At 64.5% G+C, this 14,825-nt stretch carries 15 protein-coding genes; 12 read left to right on the forward strand and 3 right to left on the reverse strand.

The window, feature by feature from the left end:
• Window positions 1-75: 75 nt before the first annotated feature.
• A complete protein-coding gene (locus tag ACSQ3S_RS02850) occupies window positions 76-1,008 on the reverse strand; it encodes a LysR substrate-binding domain-containing protein (RefSeq protein ID WP_176653011.1) in 933 nt (310 codons plus the stop codon).
• 132 nt (window positions 1,009-1,140) lie between these two features.
• Here ACSQ3S_RS02850 and ACSQ3S_RS02855 point away from each other — a divergent pair, with 132 nt between their 5' ends.
• Entirely contained in the window at window positions 1,141-2,361 is a 1,221-nt protein-coding gene (locus ACSQ3S_RS02855; RefSeq protein ID WP_176653010.1) for an HD-GYP domain-containing protein, read from the forward strand.
• A gap of 67 nt (window positions 2,362-2,428) precedes the next feature.
• Here the strand turns inward: ACSQ3S_RS02855 and ACSQ3S_RS02860 are convergent, their stop codons facing one another.
• On the reverse strand, window positions 2,429-3,472 hold the full coding sequence (locus ACSQ3S_RS02860) for a GGDEF domain-containing protein (protein WP_176653009.1): 1,044 nt from the start codon (window positions 3,470-3,472) through the stop codon (window positions 2,429-2,431).
• A 464-nt stretch (window positions 3,473-3,936) separates the two neighbouring features.
• Between ACSQ3S_RS02860 and ACSQ3S_RS02865 the strand changes: the two genes are divergently transcribed.
• The 11 genes from ACSQ3S_RS02865 to ACSQ3S_RS02915 all read left to right on the forward strand — a co-directional run bounded on the left by ACSQ3S_RS02865 (window position 3,937) and on the right by ACSQ3S_RS02915 (window position 13,949).
• Window positions 3,937-4,110, forward strand: a complete 174-nt coding sequence (locus tag ACSQ3S_RS02865; RefSeq protein WP_176653008.1) for a Flp family type IVb pilin — start codon at window positions 3,937-3,939, stop codon at window positions 4,108-4,110.
• Window positions 4,111-4,168: 58 nt separating this feature from the next.
• Window positions 4,169-4,699: an A24 family peptidase gene (locus tag ACSQ3S_RS02870; RefSeq protein WP_436141533.1), complete on the forward strand. Its 531-nt coding sequence runs from the start codon at window positions 4,169-4,171 to the stop codon at window positions 4,697-4,699.
• A gap of 96 nt (window positions 4,700-4,795) precedes the next feature.
• On the forward strand, window positions 4,796-6,178 hold the full coding sequence (locus ACSQ3S_RS02875; RefSeq protein WP_436141534.1) for an ATP-binding protein: 1,383 nt from the start codon (window positions 4,796-4,798) through the stop codon (window positions 6,176-6,178).
• On the forward strand, window positions 6,175-7,017 hold the full coding sequence (cpaB, locus tag ACSQ3S_RS02880; RefSeq protein WP_436141535.1) for a Flp pilus assembly protein CpaB: 843 nt from the start codon (window positions 6,175-6,177) through the stop codon (window positions 7,015-7,017). Before ACSQ3S_RS02875 ends, cpaB begins: the two co-directional genes overlap by 4 nt.
• 7 nt (window positions 7,018-7,024) lie before the next feature.
• Complete coding sequence (locus ACSQ3S_RS02885; protein ID WP_436141536.1) at window positions 7,025-8,446, forward strand: type II and III secretion system protein family protein; 1,422 nt, start codon at window positions 7,025-7,027, stop codon at window positions 8,444-8,446.
• Between the two features lie 13 nt (window positions 8,447-8,459).
• Window positions 8,460-8,738: a hypothetical protein gene (locus ACSQ3S_RS02890; protein ID WP_436141537.1), complete on the forward strand. Its 279-nt coding sequence runs from the start codon at window positions 8,460-8,462 to the stop codon at window positions 8,736-8,738.
• Window positions 8,739-8,747: 9 nt separating this feature from the next.
• Window positions 8,748-9,920, forward strand: coding sequence for an AAA family ATPase (locus ACSQ3S_RS02895; RefSeq protein ID WP_436141538.1), 1,173 nt, complete (start codon window positions 8,748-8,750; stop codon window positions 9,918-9,920).
• A gap of 41 nt (window positions 9,921-9,961) precedes the next feature.
• Entirely contained in the window at window positions 9,962-11,308 is a 1,347-nt protein-coding gene (locus tag ACSQ3S_RS02900) for a CpaF family protein (RefSeq protein WP_413448344.1), read from the forward strand.
• A 5-nt stretch (window positions 11,309-11,313) separates the two neighbouring features.
• Window positions 11,314-12,291: a type II secretion system F family protein gene (locus ACSQ3S_RS02905; RefSeq protein ID WP_436141539.1), complete on the forward strand. Its 978-nt coding sequence runs from the start codon at window positions 11,314-11,316 to the stop codon at window positions 12,289-12,291.
• Window positions 12,292-12,302: 11 nt separating this feature from the next.
• Window positions 12,303-13,241 carry a type II secretion system F family protein gene (locus tag ACSQ3S_RS02910; RefSeq protein WP_436141540.1) on the forward strand — a complete coding sequence of 313 codons (939 nt, stop codon included), beginning with the start codon at window positions 12,303-12,305 and terminating at the stop codon, window positions 13,239-13,241.
• Window positions 13,242-13,250: 9 nt separating this feature from the next.
• Window positions 13,251-13,949 (forward strand): LytR C-terminal domain-containing protein, encoded by a 699-nt coding sequence (locus ACSQ3S_RS02915; RefSeq protein WP_436141541.1) that lies wholly within the window; start codon window positions 13,251-13,253, stop codon window positions 13,947-13,949.
• An 83-nt stretch (window positions 13,950-14,032) separates the two neighbouring features.
• On the opposite strand, the gene ACSQ3S_RS02920 is transcribed toward ACSQ3S_RS02915, so the two are convergent.
• Window positions 14,033-14,806: a GIN domain-containing protein gene (locus ACSQ3S_RS02920; RefSeq protein WP_436141542.1), complete on the reverse strand. Its 774-nt coding sequence runs from the start codon at window positions 14,804-14,806 to the stop codon at window positions 14,033-14,035.
• Window positions 14,807-14,825: the final 19 nt, after the last annotated feature.

Below are 14,825 nucleotides of genomic sequence, written 5' to 3' on the forward strand. Positions count from 1 at the left end.
TGTAGCAAGTATGGGCGCTGCTTGACGTATACGGAAATACGGATTGCCGATGGGGGTATAAGAAAAAGTGATGGCTCAGGCGATGACGGTCGCACCCGGCCAGGTGTTGCCGGCACATAGCTGGCGGCTGACATGCTGCACCAGCCGGCTGACGGCCGCCGCGGCGTTGGTCAGCGGAATATTCTTGGATGCGCACAGCACCACGGTGCGCGAAATCGACGGGCTGTGAATGCGGTGGGCGCGCATGGCGCCGCGTTCGAGCTCGTCCAGCACCGGCGCCGACGGCAGAATGGTGGCGCCCATGCCGGCCAGGATGGCGGATTTGAGGATGGCGATGGAATTGATCTCGATGACGTTACTCAGAGTTAGCCCGGCTTCGCGCGCCACGCTTTCGATGCGCGGCCGTACGCCGTGCTGCAGGCCGGGCAGGATCAACGTGGTCTGCAAGGCCTGTGCCAGTGTGAGTGCTTGCTCACCTTGCGCATAAGGCGCGTCCGCGCGGCAGATGAAGCGCAGTTCTTCCTCCACCAGCGGGGTGTTGGCGAACTGGGCCAGTTGACCGTCGTCGAACAGCACCGCCAGGTTGACCCGGCCCGATTTCAGCTGCTCGCTGAGGTTGCCGGTCAGCTCCTCGGTCAGCTGCAGCGTGATTTCCGGATATTGGGCGCGCGCGGCCGTCAGCAGCGGCAGGGCCAGCGCGCCGGAGATGCTGTGCGGCAGCCCCAGCGTGACGCTGCCGCTGGGCCGCTCGGTCGATTGCGCGACAGCCGAGCGTGCGTCGGCCACCTGCTTGAGGATGGCTTGAGCATGCTCATAAAAAATCTTGCCCGCATCGGTGCTGAGCACGCCCTGGGCGGAGCGGTGCAGCAGCTGCACGCCCAGCTCCTCTTCCAGCTGTCGCAACTGTTGCGTCAGTGCCGGTTGTGCAACATGCAGCACCAGCGCGGCGCGCGACAGCGAGCCGTGGTCGACTATGGCAACAAAGTAACGAAGTTGGCGTAATTCCATATAAATGTGACATTGTTAGCGTGGACAAACAGATGGTAGCACTTGTAAATTTAATCCCGATAGGAAACTATTTGTTATACTAAAGTCAGCCCTTCCGCTGTCCAGTTCAGCCTCTCATTTTGTGGGTACTGTATGCTAAAGAAAGTCGACTCCTCCCAGCTGAAAGTGGGCATGTACATACATGATCTGAGCTGCGACTGGATGACCCATCCATTTGTCCGCAACCGGTTCCTGCTGTCCAGCGAAGACGAAATCCGCAAGATTGTGCACGCCGGCATCCACGACGTTGTCATAGACAGTTCCAAAGGCCTGGACGTGCAGGATGCGCCCACCTTGGCGGAGGCGCAAGCGGCAACCGAACGCGAAATCGTCGAGATCGCCGCCAAGACGCCGGTGGTCACCCGTGTGTCGCTGGGCGAGGAGATGAAACGGGCGGTGCAGATCCGCCACCAGGCGTCGACGCTGGTGCGCACGGTGATGCAGGACGCCCGCCTCGGCAAGGCCATCGAACTGGACCATGTGCAGCCGGTGGTGCAGAACATTACCGAATCCATCCTGCGCAATCCGGGCGCGCTGGTGGGGCTGCTGCGGATCAAGAACAAGGACGATTACACCTTTTTGCACTCCGTTAGCGTCTGTACGCTGCTGGTTGCCTTCTGCCGCTCGCGCGGCATCGATGCCGAAACCACCCATCAGGCCGGCCTGGGGGGCCTGCTGCACGATACCGGCAAGGCGCTGGTGCCGGATGCGGTGCTGAACAAACCGGGCCCGCTGACGGACGAGGAATTCGCGATCATCAAGCGCCATCCCGAAGATGGGTACAAGATCCTGCTGCAATCGCCGGAGATCGGACCGATTCCGCTCGATATCACGCTGCATCACCACGAACGCCGCGACGGCAGCGGCTATCCGAACAAGCAGGCCGCCGACGAGATCAGCGAGCTGGCGCAGATGGCGGCGATCGTCGATGTTTATGATGCGATCACGGCCGACCGCTGCTATCACAAGGGCATGTCGGCGGCGGCGGCGCTGCGCAAGATTTACGAGTGGAGCAAGTTCCACTTCAACCCGCAGTTTGCCCAGGAATTCATGCGTTGCGTCGGCATTTATCCGGTCGGCACGATGGTGATGCTGGAGTCGGGGCGCCTGGGTGTGGTGATTGAGCCACACGAAACCAATCTGCTGGCGCCCAAGGTCAATGTTTTCTTCAACACCAAGAAAAATCTCTACATCAAGCCGGAAACCGTCGATTTGTCGCGCGGACTGGGCTTTGGCGGCGGCGACAAGATCGTCGGCCACGAATCGCCGGGCAAGTGGAACGTAGACCCGATGCGCTTCCTGACCCTGGCTTAAGCCGCTTCAAGCTGACCGCTGCTTCGTTGCGGCTCCTCGCCGCGCTCAGCTTGAAACAGCTTAATAGTCAGAAGAATTCGGCGGTATCGTTGGAGGCGATGGTCTGCAGCAGGCCGCCGTCTACCAGTTCGTCGTAGTGGCAGGCCAGGTTGCGGCCGTGGCTCTTGGCGTAGTACAGCGCCTGGTCGGCGTGTCCCAGGATGATCACCGGCGCTTCCAGCGCGCTGATGCTGACGAAGCCCACACTCACCGTCACCTTGCCCACCTGCGGGAAATCATGCGACGCCACGTTGACGCGGAAGCGGTCGATGATCTTCTTGGCGTGGTCCAGCGTGGTGGAGCGCAGCAGCACGACGAATTCCTCGCCGCCGAAACGGAACACGCGGTCTTGCGCGCGGAACGACGAGGTCAGCAGGTTGGCGATCAGGATCAACACCTCATCGCCGTACAAATGGCCGAAACGGTCGTTAACATGCTTGAAATGGTCGACATCGACCACCGCCAGCCATTGCTTTTCCTGGTCGTGGTGGGCCCGGCGCTCGGGCTCGCCCGGCAGCGTGAGCGCGTCCTGTTCGGTGGACGCGGCCAGCATCTTGGCCAGCTGGTCGTCGAAGGTCTTGCGGTTGAGCAGGCCGGTCAGCGAATCGCGTTCGCTGTAGTCCAGCAGGTTCTGGAAGTTGCGGTAGACGCTGACGATGCCGCCGATGATATGGATGGTGTCGCTGGTGTACGGCGTCGGGTTGACGATTTCCAGGCAGGTGTCGGCCTTGTCGCCGAGCCAGATCGGCAGCCACAGCGTATGCTCGCCGGCCTCGTTGGCGACGTCGGCGCCCGATTCGTGGTCGGCGATGCATTTGGCGAGCGCCGGCGTGTTCTCGATCGGCTCGCCGGGATTGTGCAGGTCCGTGGTGTCGACCATGCGCGCGGCTTCGCCGGCGTTGATGACGGCACGCGGCCGGACAAAAATCTTGCCCCTCACTGTGGCCAGCGTCAGCACGCGGGCCTGACTGGCGTGGGCAAGCTCCTGCACCGCCGAGATCACGGAGATGTCGAGCATCGTGTGATCGCGGTGGCCGGTCATGTCCACCATGTGTTTCAGTAGGGAATCCATTTTCTTCTCTGGAAAATAATCACACAACCATTGCGCCTTGCCACGTTTTGTTCACGCCTATCAAGCCAATATCTTTGATAGTCAGGCGCACTGTGAACTGCAACACGAGGCCTTTCCAAAGAACAGCTAAGCAGGATAATAGCTTTTTGCAATCTAGGCAATTCATGTGTGCGAAAAAGAACTTTCCTTGCAACTGAATGCAACCTTTTTCCGACAGCTGGCGGCTTGCCCCAGCGTACCGGGCCGAATTCTGATGCAGTTTGACATAAGCCAGCCGTGATGTGTGTCCGGGACGCATATTTTCCTCCATAGCTTGAAAATAATTCCACACGGAAAACTTGTCTCACGTCAACTCCCACAACACTGCGATCCGTATAGTGAACCCAATGGCGCGGCAACGGCGGCATGGAAGGCCGGCCGCCCGCGCCAGGGGTATTTTTATGGACTCAACTTGGGAGTAAATCATGAACTCGCTTATTGCAGCTGCAAAGGTGTTCGCGCACGACGAGGAGGGGATCACAGCCATTGAATACGGCCTGATCGCGGCAACGATGGTGACGGCGGTGGTGGCGATCTTCGGCACGCTGACGACGGCGCTGCAGACGGCTTTCACCGCCATCGCGGCCAAGCTCGCGTAGACATCGTCCAGGCTTTCCAGCCGCAAGCGGGCTGGAAAGCCTACTCCGGAGAGCCGCCATGCTGAACGCCATCGAAGTGATCCTGATCTGCCTGGTCGCGCAAGCGGCCGTGACCGATCTGGCCATGCGCAAGATTCCCAACGTGCTGATCCTGAGCGGGCTGCTGCTGGCGTTGCTCCTGCACATGCTGAGCGGGCAGCCGTGGGCGCCCGCATCGCAATGGCTGGCCGGCACCTTGGCCGGCTTTTTTTTATTTCTGCCGCTGTACCTGTTGCGCGGCATGGCCGCCGGCGACGTCAAGCTGATGGCCATGGTCGGCGCCTTTGCCGGTCCCGCCGACGCGCTGCGGGTCGCCGTGCTGGCCTACATCATCGGCGGCGTGATGGCCTTGCTGATGTTGCTGTGCAGCGGCCGCCGGCGCGACGGCTGGCGCAATCTCGTGCAGATCGGCAAGCCGTTGCTGCTGCGCAGCCTGGGCGTGCCGCTGCAACCGGTGCCGCTGGCGCCGGGCGCCAGCATCGGCGGCGTGCCTTACGGCCTGGCGGTGGCGCTGGCGACGATGGTGGTTGTGGCGCTGGCGCATCGCTGAGCGCCGCCCCGCCGCGTATTTGCTTCGCGTCAATGTCCCCAAAGCATGGCCCGATAAACTTGATTCCTCAACGTAATTTCTTCGCTGGAGATGCTCATGCTAGCCGTCGAATCGTTTCCCCCCGCCACCGATGCCGACGCCGCCGGCGTGCTGCCGCCGCAGCCGAAATCGGTGCGCGAGACCGGCCTGCCGCTGCAGCTGGTCGTCGAGCTGATCGCCAAGGCCATTTTCATCGGCGGCAAAAGCCACCTGCCGGTGCTGACCACGCGCCTGCACCTGTCGATCAACGTGCTGCGCGAGGCGCTGGAATTCATGGTCGCCGAGCACCTGGTGGAGGTGGCGTGGCGCGGCGAATCCGACATCGACGTGCAGTACCAGCTGACGGCGGGCGGCAAGCAGCGCGCCAGCGCCTGGCTGGATCGCTGTCCCTACATCGGGCCGGCGCCGGTGACGCTGGAAGCCTACCGCGCCATGGTGGAACGCCAGGCCGGCCATGCGCCGCTACCCTGCGCCGACGAACTGGCGGCAGAATTCGCCGACGATTTTCTCAGTCCCGCCGTACAGCGCATGCTGGGCGCGGCCATGCACGCCGGCCGCACGGTGCTGCTGCATGGGCCGTCGGGCAGCGGCAAGTCGATGCTGGCGCGCCGCCTCGGCACGCTGCTGCAGGGAGTGATCGCGGTGCCGCATGCGCTGGCGGTGGGGCAGGAGATTGTGCAGGTATACGACGCGCTGCTGCACCGCGCGCCGTCGCCGCAGCATTTGCGCCAGTTGCGCCAGCTGCAGGATCAGCGCAGCAGCGATCCGCGCTGGCTGTTGTGCCAGCGGCCCGTGGTGGCGCTGGACGCGGACCTGAGCGTGGACACGCTGGATCTGCAGCCGGACAGCCATAGCGGCTGCTATCGTTCGCCGCCGCAACTGAAGGCCAACAACGGCATGCTGATCGTCGACGACCTGGGGCGCCAGCGCATGGCCGCCACCGATCTGCTGAACCGCTTCTCGCAGGCGCGGGAGCTGGAGCGCAGCCAGTTGTCGCTGGTGGGCGGCTACCACTTCAGCGTGCCGTGCCGCTTGCAGCTGGTGTTCGTCGCCAGCCTGCCGCCGGAAGCGCTGTTCGACGCGCCGGCGCTGCGCCGCGTCGGCTACAAGATTCCGGTCGGGCCGCTGGGCCCCGCCAGCTATCGCACCTTGTTTCGCCAGCAGTGCCTGACCGCCGGCGTGGCGTTCGACGATGCCGCGCTGCGCTACCTGGTCGACGACCTGCATGCGGGCAGCGGCTTGCCGCTGCTGGCCTGCTACCCGCGCGAGATCATCGGCCGCGTCGCCGATTTCGCCGGCTTCCTCGGCGAGCCGGCGCGGCTGACCGTCGCCGCGCTGGACCAGGCCTGGACCAGCATGTTCGCGACCGCCGAACCGCTGCCGCCCGGCGTTGACGACAGCGCCGACGCCATCGACCATCTGCAGCAGCACATCCTATGAATAACAAGCGCGCACTGTTGATGATGGCGCTGGCCATCGTGCTCGGACTGGCGGCGGTGGTGATGGCCTCGCGCTGGCTGCTGCGGCAGTCGCCGACGTCGGCCAACAAGATCATCGTCGCGGCGGTGGACGTCAACCTCGGCCAACGCCTGACGCCGGAGATGCTCAAGCCGCTGGACTGGCCGGCCGACAACCTGCCGCGCGGCGCGCTGCGCGACGCCTCCAAGCTGGTGGGCCGCGTGCTGAAAACCAGCGTGCTGCGCGACGAACCGCTGAGCGAGGCCAAGCTGGCGCCGGCCGGCACGCTGGGCGGCCTGTCGGCACTGATCACCGAGGGCAAGCGCGCGATCACGGTGCGCGTCAACGACGTGGTGGGCGTGGCCGGCTTCGCGCTGCCGGGTAATTTCGTCGACATCATCGTCAACACCCAATCGGCGGCGGGCGGCAACGAGAATGTGATATCAAAGATCGTGCTGGAACGGATACTGGTGCTGGCGGTGGCGCAGGAAGTGGGCCGCGACGAGACCAAGCCGCGCGTGGTCAACGCCGTCACGCTGGAGGTGATGCCGGCGCAGGCTGAAAATATCGATCTCGCGCGCAGCGTCGGGACCCTGTCGCTGGTGCTGCGCAACCAGGTCGATCCGCGCCCCGGTGTGACCGGCGGCGCAACCAAGACCAGCCTGCTCGGTATGGCGCCGGTCCGGCCCGAACCGGTCGTGCAGGTGGCGGCGGCCCCCGTGGCCGTCAAGCCGCCCCCCCAGCTGGCGCAAGCCGCCCCGCGATCACGTGCCTGCATCGGCGTGATCGCCGGCGTTCAGCGCACGCAGGAATGCCTGTGAGTGGACCATGAATACTCAACTATGCACAGTGCTGCTGCTGGCGATGGCTGCCGGCACCCAGGCCGCTTCCGCGGGGACGCAGGCCGCGGCCGGCGCCGATGGCGCAAGCTTGCGCTGCAGCGGCCAGGCGGCGACGCCGGGCAATATGACGCTGCAGTTGGGGAAGTCCACGCTGATGCGCATGCCGGAAGCGGTGCAGGCGCGCAGCGTCGGCAATCCGGCCGTGCTGCAGGCGATGCTGGTGGCGCCGGACACGCTGTACCTGGTCGGCGTCGATATCGGCACCAGCAATATGATCGTGCAGGGCCGCAGCGGCATGTGCAACGTGATCGAGGTGGTGGTCGGCATCGATCCCGGCGCGCTGCAGGCGTCGCTGGCGGCGCTGATGCCGGAGCAGAAGGACATCCGCGTCAGTGCCGCCGGCGATACGCTGGTCATCAGCGGCATGGTGGACGATGCGCAAACCGCCGCGCGCGTGCTGGAGCTGGCGGCCGCCTTTGTGCGCCGTCCGGCGCAGGCGCTGGAGGCGGCCAAGGGCGACAAAAGCACCGGCGGCGCGGCGGTGCCAAGTGCGGGAGCCGGCAACACGCGCATCGTCAACTTCCTCAACATCAGCGCGCCGCAGCAGGTGATGCTGGAGGTGAAAATCGCCGAAGTCTCCAAGACCCTGCTGGACAAGCTTGAAGCCGGCCTGACGGTGAATTTCGGCGGCGGCAGCTGGAGCAGCACGCTGACGTCGAATTTTTTAAGCGGCACGCTGAAAGGCTTGCTCAATATCGGCAAGGCCGGCGGCAACCATGCCGGCATCGCCGCCGACAAGCAGGACGGCATGATCCGCATCCTGGCCGAGCCGACGGTGATGGCGATCAGCGGCCAGGAAGGCAGCTTCCTTGCGGGCGGAAAGATCTTCGTTCCGGTCGCACAGGACAACAACAAGGTCACGCTGGACGAGAAAGAGTTCGGCGTCGGCCTGCGCTTCACGCCGACCGTGCTGGCCGGCGGCCGCATCAATCTGCGCGTGGCGCCGGAAGTGTCGGAACTGTCGCGCGAGGGCATAGGCATCTCGGCGGCCGGTTTCTCGGGCACCTCGGTTCTACCTCTGATCACGACCAGGCGCGCGGCCACCACGGTGGAGCTGTTCGATGGTCAAAGCTTTGCCATCGGTGGGCTGATAAAGAATAACCAGACCACCAATATCCACGGCCTGCCGGTGCTGGGCGAACTGCCGGTATTGGGCGCGCTGTTCCGCAGCACGGACTTCCAGCAGGACCGCACCGAACTGCTGTTCGTCGTCACACCGCACCTGGTGAAGCCGCTGCAGGCCGACTACAAGCTGCCGACCGACAGCGTCACCACGCCAAGCCGCACCGAACTTTTCATCGGCGGCCGGATGGAAGGGCCGCCGGCCCAGGCCACCGAACACAAATAGACAGGAAACGATCATGCGATACCTATTCAGCTTGCCAGCGGCGTGCATGTTGACCGCCTGCGCGTTACAGCCGCCTTCCTCCACGCCGCAATGGGACCGGCACTTCGGCGAAAGCGCGCGCGTGACGTTGGCGCGGCAAATCATCGAGCCGGAGGCGGCGCGCAATCTCGATCCGGTGGCCGGCATGGACGGCCACGCCGCGCGCGCCGCATATGAACGCTATCAAAAGGCCAGCAGCGAAGCGGCGGCGCAGCCGCCATCGTTCACCATCGGCGTCAGCGGCGCAAAGTGAGGAGCGATCATGAAAGCACTGATGATCAGCAGGGACAGCCTGCTGCATGCCGAAGTCGCCGCACAGGGATCGGCGCGCATGCCCGGCGTGCAGCTGGTAGCGTCGCGCAACGGCCTGCGCGACGCGGTGGAGCGCCCGCTGCCGGAACTTCCTGAACTGGTGATCTTCGATGCCAGCGACGTCGCGGAAGAGGAGGCGGAACTGGTGGACCGCCTGGGCAAGCTCTATCCCGCGGCCTCCTTCATGCTGCTGACGCGCGAACCGCAGCAGGACCTTCTGATACGCGCCATGCGCGCCGGCATGCGCGAGGTGTTGCCGCTGCCGCTGGTGCACCGCGCCTTCCACGAGGCGATGGACCGCATCGAGGTGGCGGCCGGTGTCAGCCATATGCGCGATGGCAAAGTGCTGGCCTTCATCTCCTGCAAAGGCGGCAGCGGCGCGACTTTTTTGTCGACCAACTTCGGCTACGCGCTGGCCGCGCTGGCCGACAAGAAGGTGCTGCTGATCGACCTGCACGGCCAGTTCGGCGATGCCACGCTGTACGTGTCTGACCAGAAGCCGGCGATGACGCTGTCCGACATCTGTGCGCAGATCAGCCGCATGGACGGTTCCTTCCTCGATTCCTGCCTGGTGCATGTGGCGTCGAACTTCGGCGTGCTGGCGGCGGCGGACGATCCGAATCATGCGGTCGACATGAAGCCCGAGCACATGGACACCATCCTGCGCGTGGCGCGCCAGCACTACGACTACATCGTGCTCGACGTCGGCCGCCAGATCGACGCCATCTCGCTGCGCGCGCTGGACCAGGCAGACACCATCTACCCGGTGCTACAACTGGCGCTGCCGGATATCCGCGACGGCCGCCGGCTGCTGGATATCTTCCGCTCGCTGGGCTATCCGAGCGAGCGCACGCGCCTGATCGTCAACCGCTACGAAAAGGGCGGCAAGCTGCGGCTGATGGACCTGGAGCAGGCGCTGGGCGCGGAGGTGGTGCACACGGTGCCGAACGACTACCTGTCGGCGACGGACTCGGTGAACCAGGGCATACCAGTGCTGCAGCTGTCGCGCAGCAGCGCGGTGGCGCGCAGCCTGGCGGAGCTGGTGGAACTGGTGACGGCGCGCCGCGTCTCCGAAAGCAAAGGGCTGTTCGACCGGCTGTTCGGCCGCAACGACAACGAATAGGCAACGAGTAGGCACGACAAAACCACGCATCGGAGAACGATATGAGCTTGCGCGAACGCCTGGCTTCCAGCGACGACAGCCGCCAAGGCATCAACGGTCCGCCCGGCCTGGCCGCTGCGGCCTATCAGGAACTGAAGAAGAGCATGCACCAGACGATACTGGACCGCATCGACCTGGAACGCCTGAAGCGGTTGACGCCGGAGCAGTTCAAGCACGAGCTGGCGCTGCTGGTCCAGCGCATCATCGAGGAGGAGCGCATCGTACTGAACCAGCACGAGCGCCACAACCTGGTGCTGGACATCCAGCACGAGATGCTGGGCTTCGGGCCGTTGGAGCCGCTGCTGGCAGATCCGGGCGTGTCGGACATCCTGGTCAACACCTATGGCAAGGTCTACGTCGAACGCTCCGGCAGGCTGGAGCTGACCGGCGTCACCTTCAACGACAACGCGCACCTGATGAAGATCATCGAGAAGATCGTCTCGCGCGTGGGCCGGCGGGTGGACGAATCTAGTCCGATGGTCGATGCGCGGTTGCCGGACGGTTCGCGCGTGAACGCTATCATTCCGCCGCTGGCGATCGACGGCCCTATCCTGTCGATACGGCGCTTCGCGGTCAATCCGCTGACGGTGGAGAACCTGCTGGACTACCGCAGCCTGACGCCGCCGATGATGGAAGTGCTGAAGGCGCTGGGCCAGGCCAAGATCAACATCCTGATCTCCGGCGGCACCGGCAGCGGCAAGACGACCATGCTGAACGTGCTGTCCGGCTTCATTCCCGCGGCCGAGCGCATCGTCACCATCGAGGATGCGGCCGAACTGCAAATGCGCCAGCCCCACGTGGTGCGGCTGGAAACGCGGCCGCCGAATATCGAGGGCAAGGGGGAAGTCAACCAGCGCTCGCTGGTGCGCAACGCCTTGCGGATGCGGCCCGACCGCATCATCCTCGGCGAGGTGCGCGGACCGGAAGCGCTGGACATGCTGCAGGCGATGAACACCGGCCACGAAGGCTCGCTGGCCACCATCCACTCGAACACGCCGCGCGATGCCTTGTCGCGGCTGGAGAACATGGTCGGCATGGCCGGCGTGAACCTGACGCCGCGCGCCACGCGACAGCAGATATGCTCCGCCGTGACGGTGGTGATGCAGGTCTCGCGGTTGACCGACGGCACCCGCAAGCTGGTCAGCCTGCAGGAAGTCACCGGCATGGAAGGGGAGGTGATCGCCATGCACGAAATCTTCCGCTACGAGCAAAAGGGCGTGGACGCCGGCGGCAAGGTACAGGGGCGCTTCTCGGCCACCGGCGTGCGGCCGCGCTTTGCCGACCGCTTGCGCATGTTCGGCGTGGCGGTGCCGGATTCCGTGTTCGATCCCGACAAGATCTACGAGTAGCGGCCATGGATACAGTCTTCTCCGCGTTTGCGGTCCTGCTGTTCGCCGCCGTGATCCTGATGATAGAAGGCGCCTGGCTGTGGTGGTCGGGTTCGCACGGCAGCGCGGCGCGGCGCATTTCAAAGCGCCTGCGGCTGATGGCGGCGCGCGGCGAAGGCGGCGCCGAGCGGATCGACATCCTGAAGCAGCGTGCCTACAACCGCAATCCCCGGCTGGAGAAGCTGCTGCGACGATTCACGCGACTGGCCGCGCTGGACCGGCTGTTGCTGCAGGCAGGCGTGCGCTGGACCGTGTCGCAGTTCCTCTGCAGTTCGCTGGCGATGCTGGCCGTCGGCCTGATGCTGCCGGCGATGCTGGGCATGCCGGCGCTGGCGGCCATGGCGACGCCGGTGCTGGCGCTGATGTTGCCGTCGATGCTGTTGATGCGCACGCGCCACGCGCGCCTGCTCAAGCTGGAGGAGCAATTGCCGGAGGCGGCGGACTTCATCGGCCGCGCGCTGCGCGCCGGCCATTCCTTCGCCAACGTGCTGCAAATGGTCGGCGAGGAGATGCCGGATCCAATCGCCGGCGAATTCAAATTCGCCTACGAGGAAATCAACTACGGCGTACCGATGAACGAAGCCCTGCACAACCTGGCCTTGCGCGTGCCGCTGACGGACCTGCGCTACCTGGTGATCGCGGTGCTGATCCAGCGCGAGTCCGGCGGCAACCTGGCCGAGGTCCTCGGCAATATCAGCCGCTTGATACGTGCCCGGCTCCGGTTGCTGGCCCAGGTGCGGGTGATGTCCGCCGAAGGCCGCATGTCGGCATGGATACTGGGACTGCTTCCGCTGGGCGTGATGGGGTTGATGGTGGTGGCCAATCCAGCCTATGTGCGCGTGCTGTGGACCGATCCGGTCGGCATTCGCCTGATGTGGTACGCCGGCGCGATGGCGGCAGCCGGCGTGCTATGGATGCGCAAGCTGATACGCATACGGGTCTGAGGGAGGACGGCATGGATGGTCGGCAGATTATTTTTCTCATCATTGTCTTCGCCGTCGTGGTGGGCGTGGTGCTGGTGGCGCTGTTGAGTTTTTCGGCGGTGCCTGTCCGTGAGCGGCTGAATGATTTTATCGGCCCTGCGCAACCGGCACAGCCGCTCCCTGGCGGCTGGGTGGAAAAAGTCGCGCACGCGGCGCAGCCGTTCACGCGCATGTCGCTGCCGGAGGAGGGCTGGGAGCGTTCGCCGCTGCGTACCCGTTTCATGAACGCCGGCTGGCGCAGCGCGTCGGCGCCATCGCTTTACTTTGCCGCCAAGACCTTGCTGGCGCTGGGCCTTCCCGCCCTGTTGGCGCTGGCCTGCGCAACGCTGGCGGACAGCGAAGTGCAAAAGACGATGAGGTATCTGTTGCTGTTGACGGCGTGCATAGGCTACTACCTGCCGAACGCGCTGTTGTCGCGCCGGGCCACCAGCCGCTGCCGCGAAATATTCGAGACCTTTCCCGATGCGCTGGATCTGCTGACCGTATGCGTCGAGACGGGCCTGAGCCTGGAACGCGCACTGGCCAAGGTGGCCGGTGAAATCCACATCAAGAGCGTGGCGCTGGCGCAGGAACTCCAGCTGGTGCTGATGGAAATGCGGGCCGGCTTCAGCAAGGAGAAGGCCTTGCGCAACCTGGCCTTGCGCAGCGGCGTGGAGGATGTCGATACGCTGGTGGCGATGCTGATCCAGTCGGAGCGCTTCGGTACCAGCATGGGCGAATCCCTGCGCATTCATTCGGATAATTTACGCAGCAAGCGCAGCGTGCTGGCGGAGGAGGCTGCCGCCAAGATCGCGCTGAAGCTGCTGTTCCCGCTGATCTTCTGCATCTTCCCGACGTTGATGCTGGTGCTGATCGGGCCTGCCGGAATACAGATTTATCACATGGTGCTGCCATCCATGTTCACGCACTAGGAGGCGACAATGAAACGAACACTGGGCGCCGCATGTGCCGGCGCGCTGCTGATGGCATGCAGCGGCTTGTCCACCGCACCGCCGGTAGCCACGGCGGCGCCGGGAACAGATATCACCGCGCTCGAACAAGCCTGCCTGCAGGCGCCGCTCGATGCGGCCAGATGGGAGCGGCTGGCCGCCGCGCTGGAAGCGGATGGACAGCGCGAGCGCGCCGCGACGATGTACCAGCAAGCCTCCACGCTGCGCACGCACGACATCCGGCGCGACTATGCGTTGCTGAAGGAGCACAAAGCGGAAACGCCACCGGAGGCGGCCGATACGGCCATGTCGCGCACGGAAATCCGGCAACTGGGAGCGGCGCTGGTGCAGGTAATGCGTGTCGGAGCAGCGACGCAGACGCCGGCGCCGGCGCCGGGAAATACCGGACTGCGGCTGGAGATCAGCAACGGCAACGGCATCGCCGGCGCTGCCGCCCGGCTGGCGCGCATCCTGAAAGCGGAAGGAATCAAAACCACGCGGCTGACCAATGTGAAGAATTTCGGCGTGCCGATCAGCCGCATCGAATACCAGGGCGACCAACAGCTGCCGGCGCAAGCGCTGTCGCGGCGACTAGGTTTGCCGCTACACGCGAGAAGCGATAAATCCGTCTATGCCGACATGCGCATCGTGCTTGGACGCGACGTTGTGCAGGCACCGTACCTGAAATAAAAAAACCGTCCGGGTGGAGTGGCCTCCTCCCGGACGGTAAAAACACACCCATGTGTTTCCTGCTGCGGCTCACGCCGCGTTCATTACTGCCAGCTGACGCTGCCCAAGCCGCGGGCGCTGGCATTGCGATTGGTCGGATTGCCATACACGGTGGCCGAACCCAGGCCGGTTAATTTCAGCGTGGCGCTGTTCTTCGCAAACACCGATGCGCTGCCCAGTCCCGACATGTTGACGTCCACCACATCGGCGCGCAACTGCTGTGCATCGAGGCCGCCGACGCCGCCAAGGCTGGCGTGCAGCTGCCTGGTCTGGCCCGTCATTTCGATATGGCCGGCGCCGTGCAGATGCAGGTCGACGTTGTCGCTGCTGCCGGCGTTGACCGTCATGCTGCCGACGCCGCCGAGCTTCACATCCACGTTGCGGTACTGCGCACTGACTTTCACCGCGCCGGCGCCTTCTAGCGCCAGGCGCAGATTGTCGCCGCTAAAACCGCTTACCTCGGTGGCCCCGACGCCGCCCGATACCAGCTGTCGCAGGTTCGGCAGCGTCAGTTCCGCGCGCAGCTCCTTGTTGTTGCCGAAGCTGAAGCTGCGCATCTTGCTTGTGCCGATGTGCAGGGTGTCACCCGTCTGCTCCACCGTCACTTTTTTCAGCGCGTCAGCCTCTCCGTATAGAGTCAGCGACGCGACTGGTCCTTGCTTGACCTTGAGGCTGATGACGCCATCGAGGTCGATGTTGACGGCACGCGCATCGACGCCGCGGTTTTCGCTGACCACATCGGCAGCCAGCGCGGAACCAGCTCCGGCGCCGCTGCTCAGGATCGTGGCCAGCATCGCAGCCTTCAGATATTTTTTCATCGTGCGCTCCGTCGTTGTC

It is taken from the genome of Duganella sp. LjRoot269, assembly GCF_964254095.1.
GTDB classification, from domain to species: Bacteria; Pseudomonadota; Gammaproteobacteria; order Burkholderiales; family Burkholderiaceae_D; genus Rugamonas; species Rugamonas hordei.